The organism is Streptomyces sp. NPDC002032 (genome assembly GCF_042890765.1).
Classification (GTDB): Bacteria; Actinomycetota; Actinomycetes; order Streptomycetales; family Streptomycetaceae; genus Streptomyces.
In genome coordinates this window covers 136,923-150,909 of record NZ_JBIASM010000008.1, presented here as the reverse complement: position 1 = coordinate 150,909, position 13,987 = coordinate 136,923, and the positions used below count along the sequence as shown (strand labels likewise).

The following is a 13,987-nucleotide window of genomic DNA, read 5'->3' as shown; positions in this document are numbered from 1 at the left end:
CGATCGGTCAGGCGCTCTGAGGAAAGGGCCGCCCGCTGACTGTCCACACGCTCAACGAGCTTCTGCTGGTCTGTTCGCTCGTGCTGCTCGTCGCGGTCGCCGCGGTGCGCGTCTCCTCACGCAGCGGCCTCCCCAGCCTGCTCATCTACCTCGGCATAGGCATAGCGATAGGCCAGGACGGCATCGGCAACGTCGTATTCGACAATGCCGAGCTGACACAGGTCATCGGTTATGCCGCGCTCGTCGTGATCCTCGCCGAGGGCGGTCTGGGCACCAAGTGGAAAGAGATCAAACCGGCGCTGCCGGCGGCGATCGTGCTGTCGCTGGTGGGGGTGGCGGTCAGCGTGGGCGTCACGGCCGCCGGCGCGCACTACCTGGTCGGACTGGAATGGCGGCAGGCCCTGCTGATCGGCGCGGTCGTCTCCTCGACCGACGCGGCGGCCGTTTTCTCGGTACTGCGCAAGGTCCCGCTCCCCTCGCGGGTGACGGGCGTGCTGGAGGCCGAGTCCGGCTTCAACGACGCACCCGTCGTCATCCTGGTCGTCGCGTTCGCGACGGTCGGTCCGGTCGACGACTGGTACGTACTGCTCGGCAAGATCGCCCTCGAGCTGACCATCGGTGCCGCGATAGGCCTGACGGTGGGCTTCGTGGGCGCGTACGGACTGCGTCACGTGGCTCTGCCCGCCTCGGGTCTCTACCCGATCGCGGTGATGGCGATAGCCGTGGCGGCGTACGCGGCCGGCGCGATGGCGCACGGCTCCGGATTCCTCGCGGTGTACCTGGCGGCGATGGTCCTCGGCAACGCGAAGCTGCCGCACTGGCCGGCCACCCGCGGGTTCGCGGACGGGCTCGGCTGGATCGCGCAGATCGGCATGTTCGTGCTGCTGGGTCTGCTCGTCACCCCGCACGAGCTGGTGAACGACTTCTGGCCCGCCGTGATCATCGGACTGGTGCTCACGATGGTGGCGCGGCCCCTGGAGGTGTTCGTCAGCCTCCTGCCCTTCCGGGTCCCCTGGCAGGAGCAGGCGCTGATGTCCTGGGCGGGGCTGCGCGGCGCTGTCCCCATCATCCTGGCGACCATTCCGATGGTGACCGGGATCGAGGGCAGCGACCGGGTCTTCAACATCGTCTTCGTCCTGGTCGTCGTCTACACACTGGTGCAGGGCCCGACGCTGCCGTGGCTGGCCCGCAAGCTGGAGCTGGGCGACACCGACGAGGGCGCGGCCGACCTCGGGATCGAGTCGGCGCCGCTGGAGAAGCTCCGCGGCCACCTGCTCTCCTTCTCCATCCCGCCCGCCTCGCGCATGCACGGCGTGGAGGTCAGCGAGCTGCGCCTGCCGGCGGGGGCGTCGGTGACGCTCGTGGTCCGGGACGCGAAGAGCTTCGTACCGGCGCCGTCGACGGTGCTGCGACGGGGGGACGAGCTGCTGGTGGTGGCCACCGATCCGGTACGCGACGCGGCGGAGGCCCGGCTGCGGGCGGTGGCGCGCGGCGGCAAGCTGGCGGGGTGGCTGGGTACGGGTGGCGGAACGTCACCGTGACGGGCGGCCGGTGGCCGGCGGCGCGGTGGCACATGTCACCGGTCGGCCCGCCGTTCCGAAGCCGGTGCGAAGCCGGTCCGCCGCGGTCAGACCGGGTGCCGGCGGCTGGCCGAACCCGCGCCGGACGCGCTCGGCGGGCGTTCTAGGAAGCCGTCCACGGTTGCGGAGGGTGACGAAATTGTCGACTTGGACGGGTGACGTGATTTAGAGCGTCGTTCTAATTCGGCCAATTTCGGTGGCGTGTGACCTTCTTTGAGCCCATTTCTGGGGTCTGGAATGCGAAGCTCCAGTTAATCGCAGGTGAAGACACGAGTTGTCACCGTAATCACAGGACGTGCTACGGGATTCCCCTGTACGATGAAGGCACACCAGATCGAACCAACTCTGCCTGACGCAGAGCTGGCGCGACCGCAAAGCGGCCGTGGCACCCTCCCGCAGTGGGCGCCCAGGTATCACTCGGTTCTGCGCAAGAGGACAGCTCTCGGGGCTCCCACATGTACGGGTGCGGTCGCTCACAAGGCGGCGCATCGTCCGCAGACGGGGACGCTCTACCAGGCAGCGGAAAGGCCAGGCCGTGACATCCGCGGTCACGACCGACAAGTCCGCCCCGTCCACCCGGCCCGGCTACGGGCAGCTGCTGCGCACGCCCGGTGCCCTGGGCTTCGTCCTCCCCGGCTTCGCCGCCCGCCTGCCGTTCGGCATGCTGACCATCAGCATCCTGCTGCTCGTGCAGCACGCCACCGGCTCCTACGGCGACGCCGGCATCGTCGCCGCCGTCACCGGCGTCTCCATGGCCCTCTCCGCCCCGGTCATGGGCAAGTTCACCGACCGTCGCGGCCAGAGCGCCGTCCTCGTACCGGTCGTCCTCGTACACGCCACCGCGGTCGTCGCACTGACCGCGCTGGCCCTGCTCAGCGCCCCGCTGTGGGCGCTCGCGCTGGCCGCCGTCCCGGCCGGGGCATCCGTTCCGCAGGTCGGGCCCATGGTCCGGTCCCGCTGGGCGGCCAAGCTGGAGGGCTCCCCGCTGCTGCCGACCGCGGCCGCGTTCGAGTCCGTCACCGACGAGTTCACCTTCGTCGTCGGCCCCGTGCTCGCCACCGCTCTGTGCACCGGCATCCACCCGGCGGCCGGCCTGGCCACCGAAGCGGCCCTGACCCTGCTCGGCGGCCTCTTCTTCGCCGCGCAGCGCTCCAGCGAGCCGAAAGCCGCCCCGGTCCTGGCCGGCGGCGAGAAGCAGGCCTCCGCGCTGTCCTTCCCGGGCCTGCGCGTCCTGATCGTGGCCTTCATCGGCATCGGCGCCGTCTTCGGCGGCATGCAGGTCTCGCTCGCCGCCTTCTCCAACGAAATCGGCAACCCGGGCGCCAACGGCCTGCTGTACGGCATCTTCGCCGCCGGCAACATGACCGCGGGCATCGCCATGGGCGCCATCGCCTGGAAGATCGGCCCCCGTCGCCGCCTGATCGCGGGCTACATCGGCCTCACCGCCGCCGCGTCCGTGCTGTGGGCCGCGCACTCGATGATCCTGCTGGGCGCGCTCGGCCTGGTCGTCGGCCTGTGCATCGCCCCCGCCCTGATCACCGGCTACACGATGATCGAGCAGCTGATCCCGGCCGCCTCGCGCACCGAGGCCTTCACCTGGCTGACCGGCGCGGTCGCCTTCGGGCAGGCCGGCGCCGTCACCCTGGCCGGCCGGCTCACGGACGCGCACGGGTCCTCGTACGGCTTCCTCGTGCCCCTGGTCGCCACGGCGCTCGCCCTCGTCACCCTGCTGGCCCTGCGCTCGAAGCTGGCCCCGACCGCCCCGAGCCGGATCGTGAACGCGTCCGCTCCGGCGGCCGCGGCGGGCGCCGCCCAGAGCACCCGTAACCGGGTGAACGAGCGTGGCATCGGTCACCGCCAGCCTGTGACGGTGGACTGATCCGCCGGAATACGTCACCATGGAGCGTCGTTAGCACTCATTGAGTGAGAGTGCCAGGAGGAAATTCGTGCCGACCTACCAGTACCAGTGCACCGAGTGCGGTGAGGGCCTTGAGGCCGTGCAGAAGTTCACCGATGACGCACTGACCGTGTGCCCGAACTGCGACGGACGCCTGAAGAAGGTGTTCTCCGCCGTCGGCATCGTCTTCAAGGGATCCGGTTTCTACCGGAACGACAGCCGTGGCGCTTCGTCGAGCAGCACGCCTGCCTCGAAGCCGTCGTCTTCGTCCTCGACGTCGACCGCCGCCGCGCCTGCCGCCGCGTCCTCCTCGTCATCGTCGTCCGGCACGGGTGGCAGCAGCAGCGCCGGCTCGAGCTCGACATCCGCCGCCTGACGCGTACGTCTTCCGTTTTCCGTAAGGCCCCGCAAGCCCTCCTGGGCTGCGGGGCCTTGCGCGTGCCCGGTTAGGGTGGCGCCATGGTGAACGCAGAGATCGGTGTCATCGGCGGCTCGGGCTTCTACTCCTTCCTGGAGGACGTCTCCGAGGTCCGGGTGGAGACTCCGTACGGGCCCCCGAGCGACTCCCTGTACGTCGGCGAGCTGGCCGGGCGCAAGATCGCCTTCCTGCCCCGGCACGGGCGCAGCCACACCGTGCCCCCGCACAAGATCAATTACCGGGCGAACCTGTGGGCGCTGCGCTCGGTCGGCGTGCGCCAGGTGCTGGGCCCGTGCGCGGTGGGGGGTCTGCGGGCCGAGTACGGACCGGGCACGCTGCTGGTCCCGGACCAGCTGGTCGACCGTACGAAGTCCCGTGCGCAGACCTACTTCGACGGGGAGCCGCTGCCGGACGGCACCGTCCCCAACGTCGTGCACACCACCTTCGCCGACCCCTACTGCCCCGTCGGGCGCTCCGTGGCGCTCGCGGCGGCCCGGGGGCGCGGCTGGGAACCGGTGGACGGCGGCACGATGGTCGTCGTGGAGGGGCCCCGCTTCTCCACGCGGGCCGAGTCGCGGTGGCACGCGGCGGCCGGCTGGTCGGTGGTCGGCATGACCGGGCACCCGGAGGCGGTCCTCGCACGCGAGCTGGGCCTCTGCTACACCTCGATGGCCCTGGTCACCGACCTGGACGCGGGCGCCGAGACGGGTGAGGGCGTGTCCCACACGGAGGTGCTGAAGGTGTTCGGCGAGAACGTGGGCCGGCTGCGCGAGGTGCTCTTCGACGCGGTCGCGGCGCTGCCCCCGACGGAGTCCCGCGCCTGCCTGTGCACCCACGCCCACGACGGCTGGGACCTGGGCATCGAACTGCCGTAGGCCGGCCCGTGCCGACGGGCCCGCACCGACGGGCCCGCACCGACGGGCCCTCGGCGCATCTCGCGCGCGGGGGTCCGCGGGGCCCGTCCCGCGAGCTGGGTACCGCGTGGGTCCCACGTGAGGGTGACGGAGTTTTCCACAGGCTGGGGATCGTCCACAGGTTCGAGCACGATCCGGCCGTGGGGTCGATGGTGAAGGGTGTCCGGGCGCTGGGTCCGGACTCCGGAACTCGACCAGTTCGGCGGTGCGCACCATGTCCAGGGCCACTTCGTGCTCCCCCTGCTCGCCCTCTTCGCCCCCCTCGCCCTCCTCGCCCCCTTCTCCCGGATCCTCCACGCCCCCCGCTTCGACGTGCCCGCCCGTGCACACCGTCCCGGCCTTCCCGCCGGTGCGCGTGGGCCGGGCCGGTGGCCGGCTGCGCCGTGCGGTGCGCCGCAGGAGCAGGGTCACGGCGGCCGGGCTGGCCGTGGTGGCGGCCGCCCTGGCGGTGGGGGGCACGGAGGCCCGCGCCTCCCGGGTCGCGGCGCCGCCCGCGGTGAAGCCGCCGCCCGCCGTCGTGCGCATGGTGTCGGCCCCGGTACGCATCGCGGACGCGGCCACCGTGCGGCTGCTGCGCCCCGGCGACCGGGTTGACGTGGTCGCCGCCGAGCGCACCGGACCTCCCCGCGTGGTGGCGGAGGGCGCCCGGGTCGCCGAAGTGCCCGCGCCGGACGCGGACAAGGGCGTCGGGGACGGTGGAGCGCTGGTGGTGCTGTCCGTCCCCCGGGACACGGCGCGAGCTCTCGTGGGGGCGGGTGCGGCGGCTCGACTGGCGGTGACCTTGTGCTGATTCGCACGTACGCCCAGTCGAATCACCTTGAGGTGGGCATCGATTGGACACGCCGGGCCCAAACTGCCGTAGCTTTCGGAACCGTTGGCTCCGTGTCTGGCAGTTCCGAAGAAAGGCTCAGTGGTGAGCGAGAAGAAGAAGGAGAGCGTCCTGGCGGGCTTCAAGGCCTTCCTGATGCGCGGGAACGTGGTCGACCTGGCGGTGGCCGTGGTCATCGGCGCCGCGTTCACGAACATCGTGAACTCGATCGTGAAGGGGATCATCAGCCCGCTCGTGGGCGCCATCGGCACCAAAAGTCTGGATGCCTACACCTCGTGTCTGAAGGATCCCTGTGGGGTCGACGCGAAGGGCGAGCCGACAGGCGTCAACATCCTGTGGGGGTCGGTGCTCAACGCCACCCTGACGTTCCTGATCACCGCGGCGGTCGTCTACTTCCTGATGGTCCTGCCCATGGCGAAGTACCTCGCCCGGCAGGAGGCGCGCCGCAGGGCCAAGGAAGGCGTACAGGAAACCATGGAGATCACCGAGCTGGAGGTCCTCAAGGAGATCCGCGACGCCCTGGTCGCGCAGCGGGGTCCGAACGGCGGCAGCGGAGCGGCTCCGGGGACGCGCGACGGGTTCTGACCGGTCCGCCGGATCAGATGTGGTGCGGGGGCTTCTCGTCGAGGAAGCGGGCCAGGTCGGCCGCGCTGCCGCCGGCGGGCGGCCGCTCGCCCCAGCCCCGGTCGGTGTCGTCCGAGGACTGCTGGTCCAGCGGGTCGTCGAAGACCAGCTTCGGCTTGGGCTTCGGCGCCGGCTTCGGGGTCGCTGCGGACTCGGGGCGCGGGTCGGGGGCGGCGGAGGTGCTCATGCCTCCAGGGTACGGCCGCCCCCGCCGCCCGCTCCGGTCAGCTGGGGGCTTCCGCGCCCTTGCGCGCGTAGAACCACCAGCACACCACGAGGCAGGTCGCGTAGAAGCCGATGAAGAGCCACAGCGCGTTGGTGACGGCCATGGCCGCGAACATCGCCGGGATGAAGAAGAAGCCGTAGGCGGCGATGGCGGAGGAGAAGCCCGTGACGGCGCCCGACTCCATCTCCGACTGCTTGAGCGCGGCCGCCTGCGCCTCGGGGCCCTGGCCCTCGGCCTGGCGCATGTGCTGGTCCCGGAAGATGACCGGGATCTGGCGGAAGGTCGAGCCGTTGCCCAGCCCGGAGAAGGCGAAGGCCGCCAGGAAGCCGATGAAGAAGGCCCAGAAGCTGCCCTGGTCGCCGCCCGCGGGAAGCGCGAAGATCACGACCACCAGGGAAGCCGCCATGCCGACGAAGGACAGCATGGTCACCCTGGCGCCGCCGATCTTGTCGGAGAGCCAGCCTCCGGCCCAGCGCATGAGGGCGCCGATGAAGGGGCCGATCCAGGCGTAGGTGGTGGCCTGGTAACCCTGCGCCTCGAAGTTGTTCTTGATCAGGAGGGGCAGGCCGGCGGCGAAGCCGATGAAGGACCCGAAGGTGCCGACGTAGAGCCAGGTCATCAGCCAGTTGTGCTTGCGCTTGAAGATGATCTTCTGCTCGCTGAAGGGGGCAGCTGCCACCTTGAGGTCGTTCATCAGGAACCAGGCCAGCAGCGCCATGATCACCAGGAGCGGCACCCACAGGAAGGCGCCGTTCTGGAGCCAGATGTCCGTGTTCTTCTTCGCGTCGTGCTGCGGTCCGCCCGCGGGCGCGCCCAGGACGGCGGCGGTGACCACCAGCGGCGCGACCAACTGGACCACGCTCACACCGAGGTTGCCGAGGCCTCCGTTGAGGCCGTTGGCACTGCCCTTCTCCCGCTTCGGGAAGAAGAAGCCGATGTTGGCCATGGAGGAGGCGAAGTTGGCGCCGCCGATCCCGCAGACGGCCGCGATGAGCGCCAGCTCCCAGTAGGGCGTGGAGGTGTCCTGAAGCGCGAAGCCCAGCCACAGCATGGGGGCGACCAGGATGATCGTGCTGACGGCGGTGAACTTCCGCTCACCGAAGATCGGCCCGATGAAGGTGTACAGGATCCGGAAGGTGCCGCCGGTGATGCCGGGGATGGCGGTCAGCCAGAACAGCTGCGACTTGGAGAAGCCGAAGCCGACGTCGTTCAGCTTGACGACGGTGACCGACCAGACCTGCCAGACCACGAAGCCGAGCATCAGGGCCGGGATGGAGACCCAGAGGTTGCGCTGGGCGACCCGCCGGCCGGTGGTCTGCCAGAAGCCGTCGTCCTCGGGCCGCCAGTCCCCGATGGTGGCGCCGGGCTTGTAGGTCTCGGCTCGGTGCGAGCGCACCGTGGAGCCGCCGTTGGTGCGGATGGACATGGTCATCGGTCCTTCGGGTCGAGGAGCCAGAGGCCGATCACGGCGAGGAAGGACAGGATCAGGAACCCCGCCCCCCACCAGGCCGTGGCGGTGTTGCCCTCCATCCACTCGTTGACGGTCACGGTCAGCGCCCATAGCTGTCCGATTACGACGGTGAGGGCCAGGGCCAGTCGGGCGTTGAGCTTGGAGGAGCGTTCCGGCTCCTGTTCCGTGCCGGCGCCCGGGCCGGGACCGGTGTGCCGGACGCGGGGGTCGCCGTAGCCGCTGGTGGGGCGGATCTGCGGGTACCGCTCGCGTACGGGCCGGTTCAGGCGGGCGTCGGCGCTGCCCGGGCGGTAGTCGGGGCGGGGAGGGAGCTGGGCTTCGCTCATGTCCGCCTGCTTTCGGTGGCGCCGGGGGTGCGGGCCGCTCCGGGGCAGCCCAGTTGGCGGGAGGCGTCGGGGTGGGAGTCGCCGAACTGCCGGCACAGGGCGTCCTTGAGCGGCTCGCCCGACCGGGCGGTGGCCGTGGCCCAGACGCTGCCGTCCGGCAGCTCGGTGAGCAGGATCCTGGGCAGCGGGCGGGGTGGCGGGCCGGCCGTCACCTCGCCGGTTCGGGCGTTGAAGACGCCTTCGTGGCAGGGGCAGTACAGCTCCCCCTCGGGGCCTCGGTCCTCGCGCCAGAGGACGGCGCAGGCCAGGTGGGTGCAGACCGCCGAGTAGCCGACGAGGCTGCCGTCGCCGAGCCGGACCGCGAGGGCCCGGTCCTCTTCGCCGGGGTACCGGAAGGCGACGGACTGACCCGGTGCCAGCCGGTCGGTGACCTTCTTGGCTTCGGGCAGCGTCTCGCTGTCGCCGTGCCGGTGCAGGATGCCGGCGGCGACGCCGACTCCGCCGATGGCGAGACCGCCGGAGACGGTGGCGACGATGCGCAGGTAGTCACGTCGGGTGGTGAGGGAATCGGCACTGATCCGGTCGCGCAGCTGCTCGGCGGCGTCGTCGCCGCCGGGGTCCTGGCCGGGTGTGGGAGCGGGCTGTTCGGTGACGCTCATCGCACGTCCACTCCGTTCACCTCGACGATGGGCAGCCCGCCGGGCACGGGCCACTGGACCTTGTCGGCGGGTACGACCATCGCCACGCCGGTGCTGACCATCACGTCGCCGAAGACGAAGGAGTCGGCGACCTGGACGCCGGGCCGCTCGGCCTGGAGCTCTTCGAGGGTTCCGTAGAAGAGGGCTCCGGTCGGGCAGACGGTGGCGCACATGGGGGCCAGGCCGTAGGCGGTGCGGTCGTAGCAGAGGTTGCACTTCATCTGGAGCTTCGCCTGCAGATCGATCTTCGGGACGCCGAAGGGGCAGGCGTTGACGCAGTTGGCGCAGCCGATGCAGCGGGTGGTGTCGGCCTGCTGGACCACTCCGTCGGCGGTCACCAGGATCGCGTCGGCGGGGCAGACCTCGGCGCAGGGCGCGACCGGGTCCTCGCAGTGCATGCACACGGTCGGCAGGGAGGCCACGGAGCGGCCCTGGTCGGTGTAGTCGAGGTGGATCATCGACTTGCCGCGGTGCGAGTCGCATTCGCGGCAGGCGGAGACGCAGGCCTGGCAGCCGATGCACCGGCCCGGGTCGATGAAGATCGTGCGGCCCATCATGGCGCCTCAGCTCCTTTCCGCCGTGCCGCGGCCCTGTGAGGACGTGGGCGGCAGGGGGTCGGTGCGGGAGCCCTGGACCTCCGGGTAGGCCTGGTGTCCGGGAGGCATGGGTGGCGCCGGCACCTCGTCGACCTGCCCTGCGGCCTCGATCCTGGCGGCGCAGACCTTGTACTCGGGGATCTTCGAGCGGGGGTCGAGGGCGTCGATGGTCAGGGCGTTCGCGGCCGTCGGGTAGGGCCAGTGGTACGGGATGAAGACGGTGTCGGGCCGGATGGCCTCGGTGACCAGGGCGGGGAACACCTCGCTGCCGCGGCGGGTGACGACGCGGACGGGGTCGCCGTCGCGGAATCCGTGCGAGGGGTGGACCTCCACCCAGGGGCGCGGGGTCTGCTCGACAAGGGCGCCCAGGCGGCGCGTCTGGTTGCCGGACAGGAAGTGCGCGACGGTCCGGCCGGTGGTCAGCGAGAGCGGGTACTCCTCTGTGTACGGGTCCATCGGCGCGTGCCACTCGACGACCTGGAGGTGGATCTTCCCGTCGGGGTGGTACGTCTTCCCGCCCTCGAACAGCCGCGGGGTGCCGGGGTGGTCGGTGGAGGGGCAGGGCCACATGATCCCGCCGGTCTCCTCCAGGCGCTCGTACGTGATCCCGTAGTAGTCGTTCACGGTGCCGGCGGAGGCGATCCGCAGCTCCTCGAACACCTCGCGGGAGCCGGTGAAGTCGAATTTGTCCCCGGCCCCGAGGCGGCGGGCGAGTTCGCACATCACCCAGGTGTCGGTGCGGACGCCGGCGGGTGGCTCCTGCGCCTTGTTGTGCTTGACGACGCGCGCCTCGGTGTTGGCCATGACGCCCTCGTCCTCGGCCCAGACGGTGACGGGGAAGACGACATGCGCGTTGTTGGCGGTCTCGGAGAGGAAGAAGTCGAACTGGGCGTGGAATTCGAGCGTGTCGTACCCCTCCTTGACCACCTTGTAGTTGGGCAGGGAGACGAAGGGGTTGTTGCAGATGCCGATGAGGCCGCGGATCTCCTGGCGTTGCATCTGCCAGATCATCTCCATCATGGAGGTTCCGGCCACCGGGAGTTCGGACTCCTCGATGCCCCAGATGCGGCAGATCTGGCGCCGGTGCTCCTCGTTCATGATGGAACGCCCGCCGGGCAGCAGGTCGGACTTCTGTCCGTGTTCGCGGCCGCCCTGGCCGTTGCCCTGGCCGGTGATGGTTCCGTAGCCGGCCCCCGGTTTGCCGAGGTTTCCGGTGGCCACGCACATGTTGATGATCGAGAGGCAGTTCTCGACGCCCTGCGAGTGGTGCTCGACGCCGCGGGCGTGGAAGGCCATGGCCCGGCCGGCACGGCCGAACATGCGGGCCACCTGCACGATCTGTTCCTCCGGGATCCCGCAGATCGCGGCCGCCCGGGCGGGCGGGTAGTCCTGCACCGTCCGGCGTACCTCTTCCCAGCCGGTGGTGTGCGCGGCGAGGTAGGCCTCGTCCGTGAGGCCCTCGGCGACGATCACGTGGAGGACGGAGTTGAAGAAGGCCGAGTCGGTGCCGGGCTTGAGGGCGACGTGTACGTCGGCCGTGCGGGCGACGGCGGTCTCGCGCGGGTCGACCACGATCAGCGAGGCACCGCGGTCCCGGGCGCCCCAGACGTACTGGGTCATGACGGGGAAGCACTCGCCGACGTTCGACCCGGCGATCAGGAGGCAGTCGGTGAGCAGGATGTCGGAGAAGGGGTTGGCTGCGCGGTCGATGCCGAAGGCCAGTTTGTTGGCTCCGGCGGCGCTGACCATGCACAGGCGCCCGTTGTAGTCGACGTGCCGGGTCTTCAGGGCGACCCGGCCGAACTTCCCGACGAGGTAGGTCTTCTCCGAATACAGGCTGGCGCCGCCGAGCAGTCCGAAGGCGTCGTTGCCGTGGGCCTGCTGGATGCGCCGCACCTCGGAGACGGTGAAGTCGAGGGCCTCGTCCCAGGAGACCTCCCGGAACTCCTCGTCGCGCGAGCGGCGCATCAGCGGGGCGGTCAGCCGGTCCGGGTGGTTGACCTGCTGGTAGGCGTTGATGCCCTTGGGACACAGCCGCATGCGGTTGATGTCGTGGTTGCGGGGTTCGACGCCGAAGACCTTGCCGCCCTTGTCCACCCGCAGGTACATGCCGCACTGCACTCCGCAGAAGCAGCAGTGGGTGGGGACGAGGGTCTCGCCGTTCTGGTCGGCGTGCCACTGGTCCGCGGGGATGCCGCCGGCGTCGCGGAATTTGCGGGTGCCGGGCGGGGCGATCGACGGGTCGAGGGGCAGGGACGAAGGCGGGGGCGGGGGCTGGGGCGGGGACTGGGGCAGGGTGGCCGGCTTGGCCGGGTCCGTCGCGGTCACTTGAACCCCTTCTTGACGTGGGTCAGGTAGGCGTTGCCGCGCAGGACCCGCTTGCAGCGCGGGCAGTACTCGGCCCAGGCGTCGAAGCCGAGGTTCAGGTCCTTCATCGTCCCGCGCAGGTTCTCGACGTAGGGGGCGGTGTCGACGGGTTCGCCGCAGCGCTTGCAGGCGAAGATCTCGTCGTCCTGGCGGGCCGTGTACTTGAAGAGCTGCATGCCGACCGCGGCCGGGCGCTGGACGATGTGGAAGAACTTCCCGAAGGGGATGTAGATGAGGGTGAACACCACCGACACCATGTGCAGGATCGCCAGGAACTCGTAGCCACCGCCGTGCAGGAAGATCGACGAGAAGGTCAGCAGCAGGCCGGTCACCGCGATCACGATGAGGCAGATCAGCGGGAGCAGGTCGTAGGCGAAGCGCTGGCCGGTGATGGCGCCGCGGTCCTTCATCCGGCGCCACAGGAAGTAGCAGGCGCCGGGGATGACGAGGACGGCGGCGATGTCCAGGCCGTGGAACATCAGCCAGCCGACGATGTTGAGCGAGTCGAACCCGATGATTTTGAAGCCCCAGATCCGCATCTCGTAGCCGGGGCCCGGCCCGCTGTCCGAGGTGAAGGTGAACCAGCCCCAGGTGAGCGGGAAGGTGATCGCGGCGGCCAGCAGGCATCCCCAGAAGATGAGCTGGTGGGCGGCCCAGCGGGCGCGCGAGCGGGCGCCGAGGAACTTCTGGAAGCCGAGGTAGGTGGCGATCATCTTCGGCAGGGCGGTGGGGGCCTTCTTGAAGTTCTCCACCGAGAAGAAGCTGCCGAACCCCTTCGTGAAGAGGCGGCGGGCGCCGGGCGCGGAGACCCACACCGTGTAGCGGTAGGCGACGCCGAAGGCCAGGAAGACGGTGGCGACGGCGTACGGCAGCAGGGCGGAGTCGAAGTCCCGCAACAGACGGCTGCCCAGCACGATCGCGGCGATGAGCAGGAGCGATACGAGGGTGCCGGCCAGAGTGGCCCGCGCGGCGACGGACCGCCGGGCCGGCGGTGCGGTCTCGGGGCCCCCGGGCGGTGGCGGCGGCGGGGCTGCGGCGAGGACTTCTGTGGGCTCGGACACAGCACCACGCTAGGTGCTATGTCCCGTTTCAGCCCGTTCTGAGGAGCCCCTAGTTACTCCGAACGGGGTCAGACGGCCTTCAGTCCGTGGCCGGCGAACAGGGCCTTGGCTTCGGCGATCTGCCCGGCGGTGGGCGACGGGGTGCCGTGCAGCGTGAAGGGCATGTCCAGGGCCTGCCACTTACTCTCTCCCAGCTTGTGGAAGGGCAGTACGTCGACCCGCGAGACATTGCCGAGAGCGGCGGCGAAGGCCGCGACGCCTTCGACGTTCTCGCGCGCGTCGGTGAGGCCGGGCACCAGCACGAACCGCAGGTGCACCTCCTTGCCCAGGCCGGCGAGGCGGCGGGCGAAGTCCAGCGTGGGCTCCAGCGGCCGGCCGGTGACCTTCTCGTACGTCGCCCGGTCCCAGGACTTGATGTCGAGCAGCACCAGGTCGACGTCGCGCAGCAGGGCGTCGGTGGCTCGAACGCCGAGGAAGCCGGAGGTGTCGAGGGCGGTGTGCAGGCCGAGGTCGTTCTTCATCCGGTGCAGCAGTTCGCCGGCGAAGACGGGCTGGAGGAGGGGCTCACCGCCGGAGATGGTGGCACCGCCGCCGGAGGCGGAGATGAACCGCGTGTACTTGCGCGCCTCGGCGATGACGTCGTCGGCGGAGGTGCGCTTGCCGTTGCGCATCCGCATGGTGTCGGGGTTGTGGCAGTACAGACAGCTCAGCGGGCATCCGGCGAGGAAGGTCACGAAGCGGGTGCCGGGGCCGTCCACGCCGGTGGAGAGGTCCCAGGAGTGCACCGAGCCCTCGCTCGGCCGCTGGGTCGCGGCGGCGGCAGGGGTCTGGCAGGCGCCGGCGGCGCCAACGGCGCGGCGGCCGGCACCGCTGCCCGGGGCGGGACCGGTGACGGGGGCGCCGGCCTGGCCGACGGGGATGCTCGTACCGAAGAGAACGGTCATGGCAGGTGCTCCAGAGGGGATCTGGTGTCCGTGGGA

At 70.5% G+C, this 13,987-nt stretch carries 14 protein-coding genes; 6 read left to right on the top strand and 8 right to left on the bottom strand.

Features of this window, described 5'->3' with window-relative positions; translation table 11 throughout:
- The first annotated feature begins 80 nt into the window (after positions 1–80).
- The 6 genes from ACFYYT_RS20335 to mscL all read left to right on the top strand — a co-directional run bounded on the left by ACFYYT_RS20335 (position 81) and on the right by mscL (position 6,223).
- Positions 81–1,541, top strand: a complete 1,461-nt coding sequence (locus ACFYYT_RS20335) for a potassium/proton antiporter (RefSeq protein ID WP_351823838.1) — start codon at positions 81–83, stop codon at positions 1,539–1,541.
- Positions 1,542–2,115: 574 nt separating this feature from the next.
- The gene (locus tag ACFYYT_RS20330) at positions 2,116–3,459 is read left to right on the top strand and encodes an MFS transporter (protein ID WP_351823841.1); all 1,344 of its coding nucleotides are present in this window, start codon (positions 2,116–2,118) and stop codon (positions 3,457–3,459) included.
- Between the two features lie 67 nt (positions 3,460–3,526).
- Positions 3,527–3,853 carry an FmdB family zinc ribbon protein gene (locus tag ACFYYT_RS20325; RefSeq protein ID WP_351823843.1) on the top strand — a complete coding sequence of 109 codons (327 nt, stop codon included), beginning with the start codon at positions 3,527–3,529 and terminating at the stop codon, positions 3,851–3,853.
- An 83-nt stretch (positions 3,854–3,936) separates the two neighbouring features.
- Complete coding sequence (locus ACFYYT_RS20320; RefSeq protein WP_351823846.1) at positions 3,937–4,770, top strand: S-methyl-5'-thioadenosine phosphorylase; 834 nt, start codon at positions 3,937–3,939, stop codon at positions 4,768–4,770.
- 253 nt (positions 4,771–5,023) lie between these two features.
- Positions 5,024–5,599, top strand: coding sequence for a hypothetical protein (locus tag ACFYYT_RS20315; RefSeq protein WP_351823848.1), 576 nt, complete (start codon positions 5,024–5,026; stop codon positions 5,597–5,599).
- Positions 5,600–5,722: 123 nt separating this feature from the next.
- The gene (gene mscL / locus ACFYYT_RS20310; protein WP_351823851.1) at positions 5,723–6,223 is read left to right on the top strand and encodes a large conductance mechanosensitive channel protein MscL; all 501 of its coding nucleotides are present in this window, start codon (positions 5,723–5,725) and stop codon (positions 6,221–6,223) included.
- Positions 6,224–6,236: 13 nt separating this feature from the next.
- Here the strand turns inward: mscL and ACFYYT_RS20305 are convergent, their stop codons facing one another.
- From ACFYYT_RS20305 to pflA, 8 genes are all read right to left on the bottom strand, one after another.
- Positions 6,237–6,449, bottom strand: coding sequence for a hypothetical protein (locus ACFYYT_RS20305; protein ID WP_351823854.1), 213 nt, complete (start codon positions 6,447–6,449; stop codon positions 6,237–6,239).
- 37 nt (positions 6,450–6,486) lie between these two features.
- Positions 6,487–7,920 (bottom strand): NarK family nitrate/nitrite MFS transporter, encoded by a 1,434-nt coding sequence (locus ACFYYT_RS20300; RefSeq protein WP_351823857.1) that lies wholly within the window; start codon positions 7,918–7,920, stop codon positions 6,487–6,489.
- Entirely contained in the window at positions 7,917–8,285 is a 369-nt protein-coding gene (locus ACFYYT_RS20295) for a DUF6755 family protein (RefSeq protein WP_351823860.1), read from the bottom strand. The genes ACFYYT_RS20300 and ACFYYT_RS20295 overlap by 4 nt, the downstream gene beginning before the upstream one ends.
- On the bottom strand, positions 8,282–8,944 hold the full coding sequence (locus ACFYYT_RS20290; RefSeq protein ID WP_351823863.1) for a Rieske (2Fe-2S) protein: 663 nt from the start codon (positions 8,942–8,944) through the stop codon (positions 8,282–8,284). The genes ACFYYT_RS20295 and ACFYYT_RS20290 overlap by 4 nt, the downstream gene beginning before the upstream one ends.
- Positions 8,941–9,540: a 4Fe-4S dicluster domain-containing protein gene (locus ACFYYT_RS20285; RefSeq protein WP_351823865.1), complete on the bottom strand. Its 600-nt coding sequence runs from the start codon at positions 9,538–9,540 to the stop codon at positions 8,941–8,943. Before ACFYYT_RS20285 ends, ACFYYT_RS20290 begins: the two co-directional genes overlap by 4 nt.
- A 6-nt stretch (positions 9,541–9,546) precedes the next feature.
- Positions 9,547–11,874: a molybdopterin oxidoreductase family protein gene (locus ACFYYT_RS20280; protein ID WP_388608858.1), complete on the bottom strand. Its 2,328-nt coding sequence runs from the start codon at positions 11,872–11,874 to the stop codon at positions 9,547–9,549.
- Between the two features lie 29 nt (positions 11,875–11,903).
- On the bottom strand, positions 11,904–13,007 hold the full coding sequence (locus ACFYYT_RS20275) for an MFS transporter (protein WP_351823868.1): 1,104 nt from the start codon (positions 13,005–13,007) through the stop codon (positions 11,904–11,906).
- A gap of 68 nt (positions 13,008–13,075) precedes the next feature.
- Positions 13,076–13,951: a pyruvate formate-lyase-activating protein gene (gene pflA, locus ACFYYT_RS20270; RefSeq protein WP_351823870.1), complete on the bottom strand. Its 876-nt coding sequence runs from the start codon at positions 13,949–13,951 to the stop codon at positions 13,076–13,078.
- Between the last annotated feature and the right edge of the window lie 36 nt (positions 13,952–13,987).

Bases quoted from the DNA above. Each gene is read 5' to 3' on its own strand.
- ACFYYT_RS20320 (WP_351823846.1), top strand. From the start codon at position 3,937: ATGGTGAACGCAGAGATCGGTGTCATCGGCGGCTCGGGCTTCTACTCC.
- ACFYYT_RS20295 (WP_351823860.1), bottom strand. From the start codon at position 8,285: ATGAGCGAAGCCCAGCTCCCTCCCCGCCCCGACTACCGCCCGGGCAGC.
- ACFYYT_RS20285 (WP_351823865.1), bottom strand. From the start codon at position 9,540: ATGATGGGCCGCACGATCTTCATCGACCCGGGCCGGTGCATCGGCTGC.
- pflA (WP_351823870.1), bottom strand. From the start codon at position 13,951: ATGACCGTTCTCTTCGGTACGAGCATCCCCGTCGGCCAGGCCGGCGCC.
- ACFYYT_RS20305 (WP_351823854.1), bottom strand. From the start codon at position 6,449: ATGAGCACCTCCGCCGCCCCCGACCCGCGCCCCGAGTCCGCAGCGACC.
- ACFYYT_RS20315 (WP_351823848.1), top strand. From the start codon at position 5,024: ATGTCCAGGGCCACTTCGTGCTCCCCCTGCTCGCCCTCTTCGCCCCCC.
- ACFYYT_RS20290 (WP_351823863.1), bottom strand. From the start codon at position 8,944: ATGAGCGTCACCGAACAGCCCGCTCCCACACCCGGCCAGGACCCCGGC.
- ACFYYT_RS20300 (WP_351823857.1), bottom strand. From the start codon at position 7,920: ATGACCATGTCCATCCGCACCAACGGCGGCTCCACGGTGCGCTCGCAC.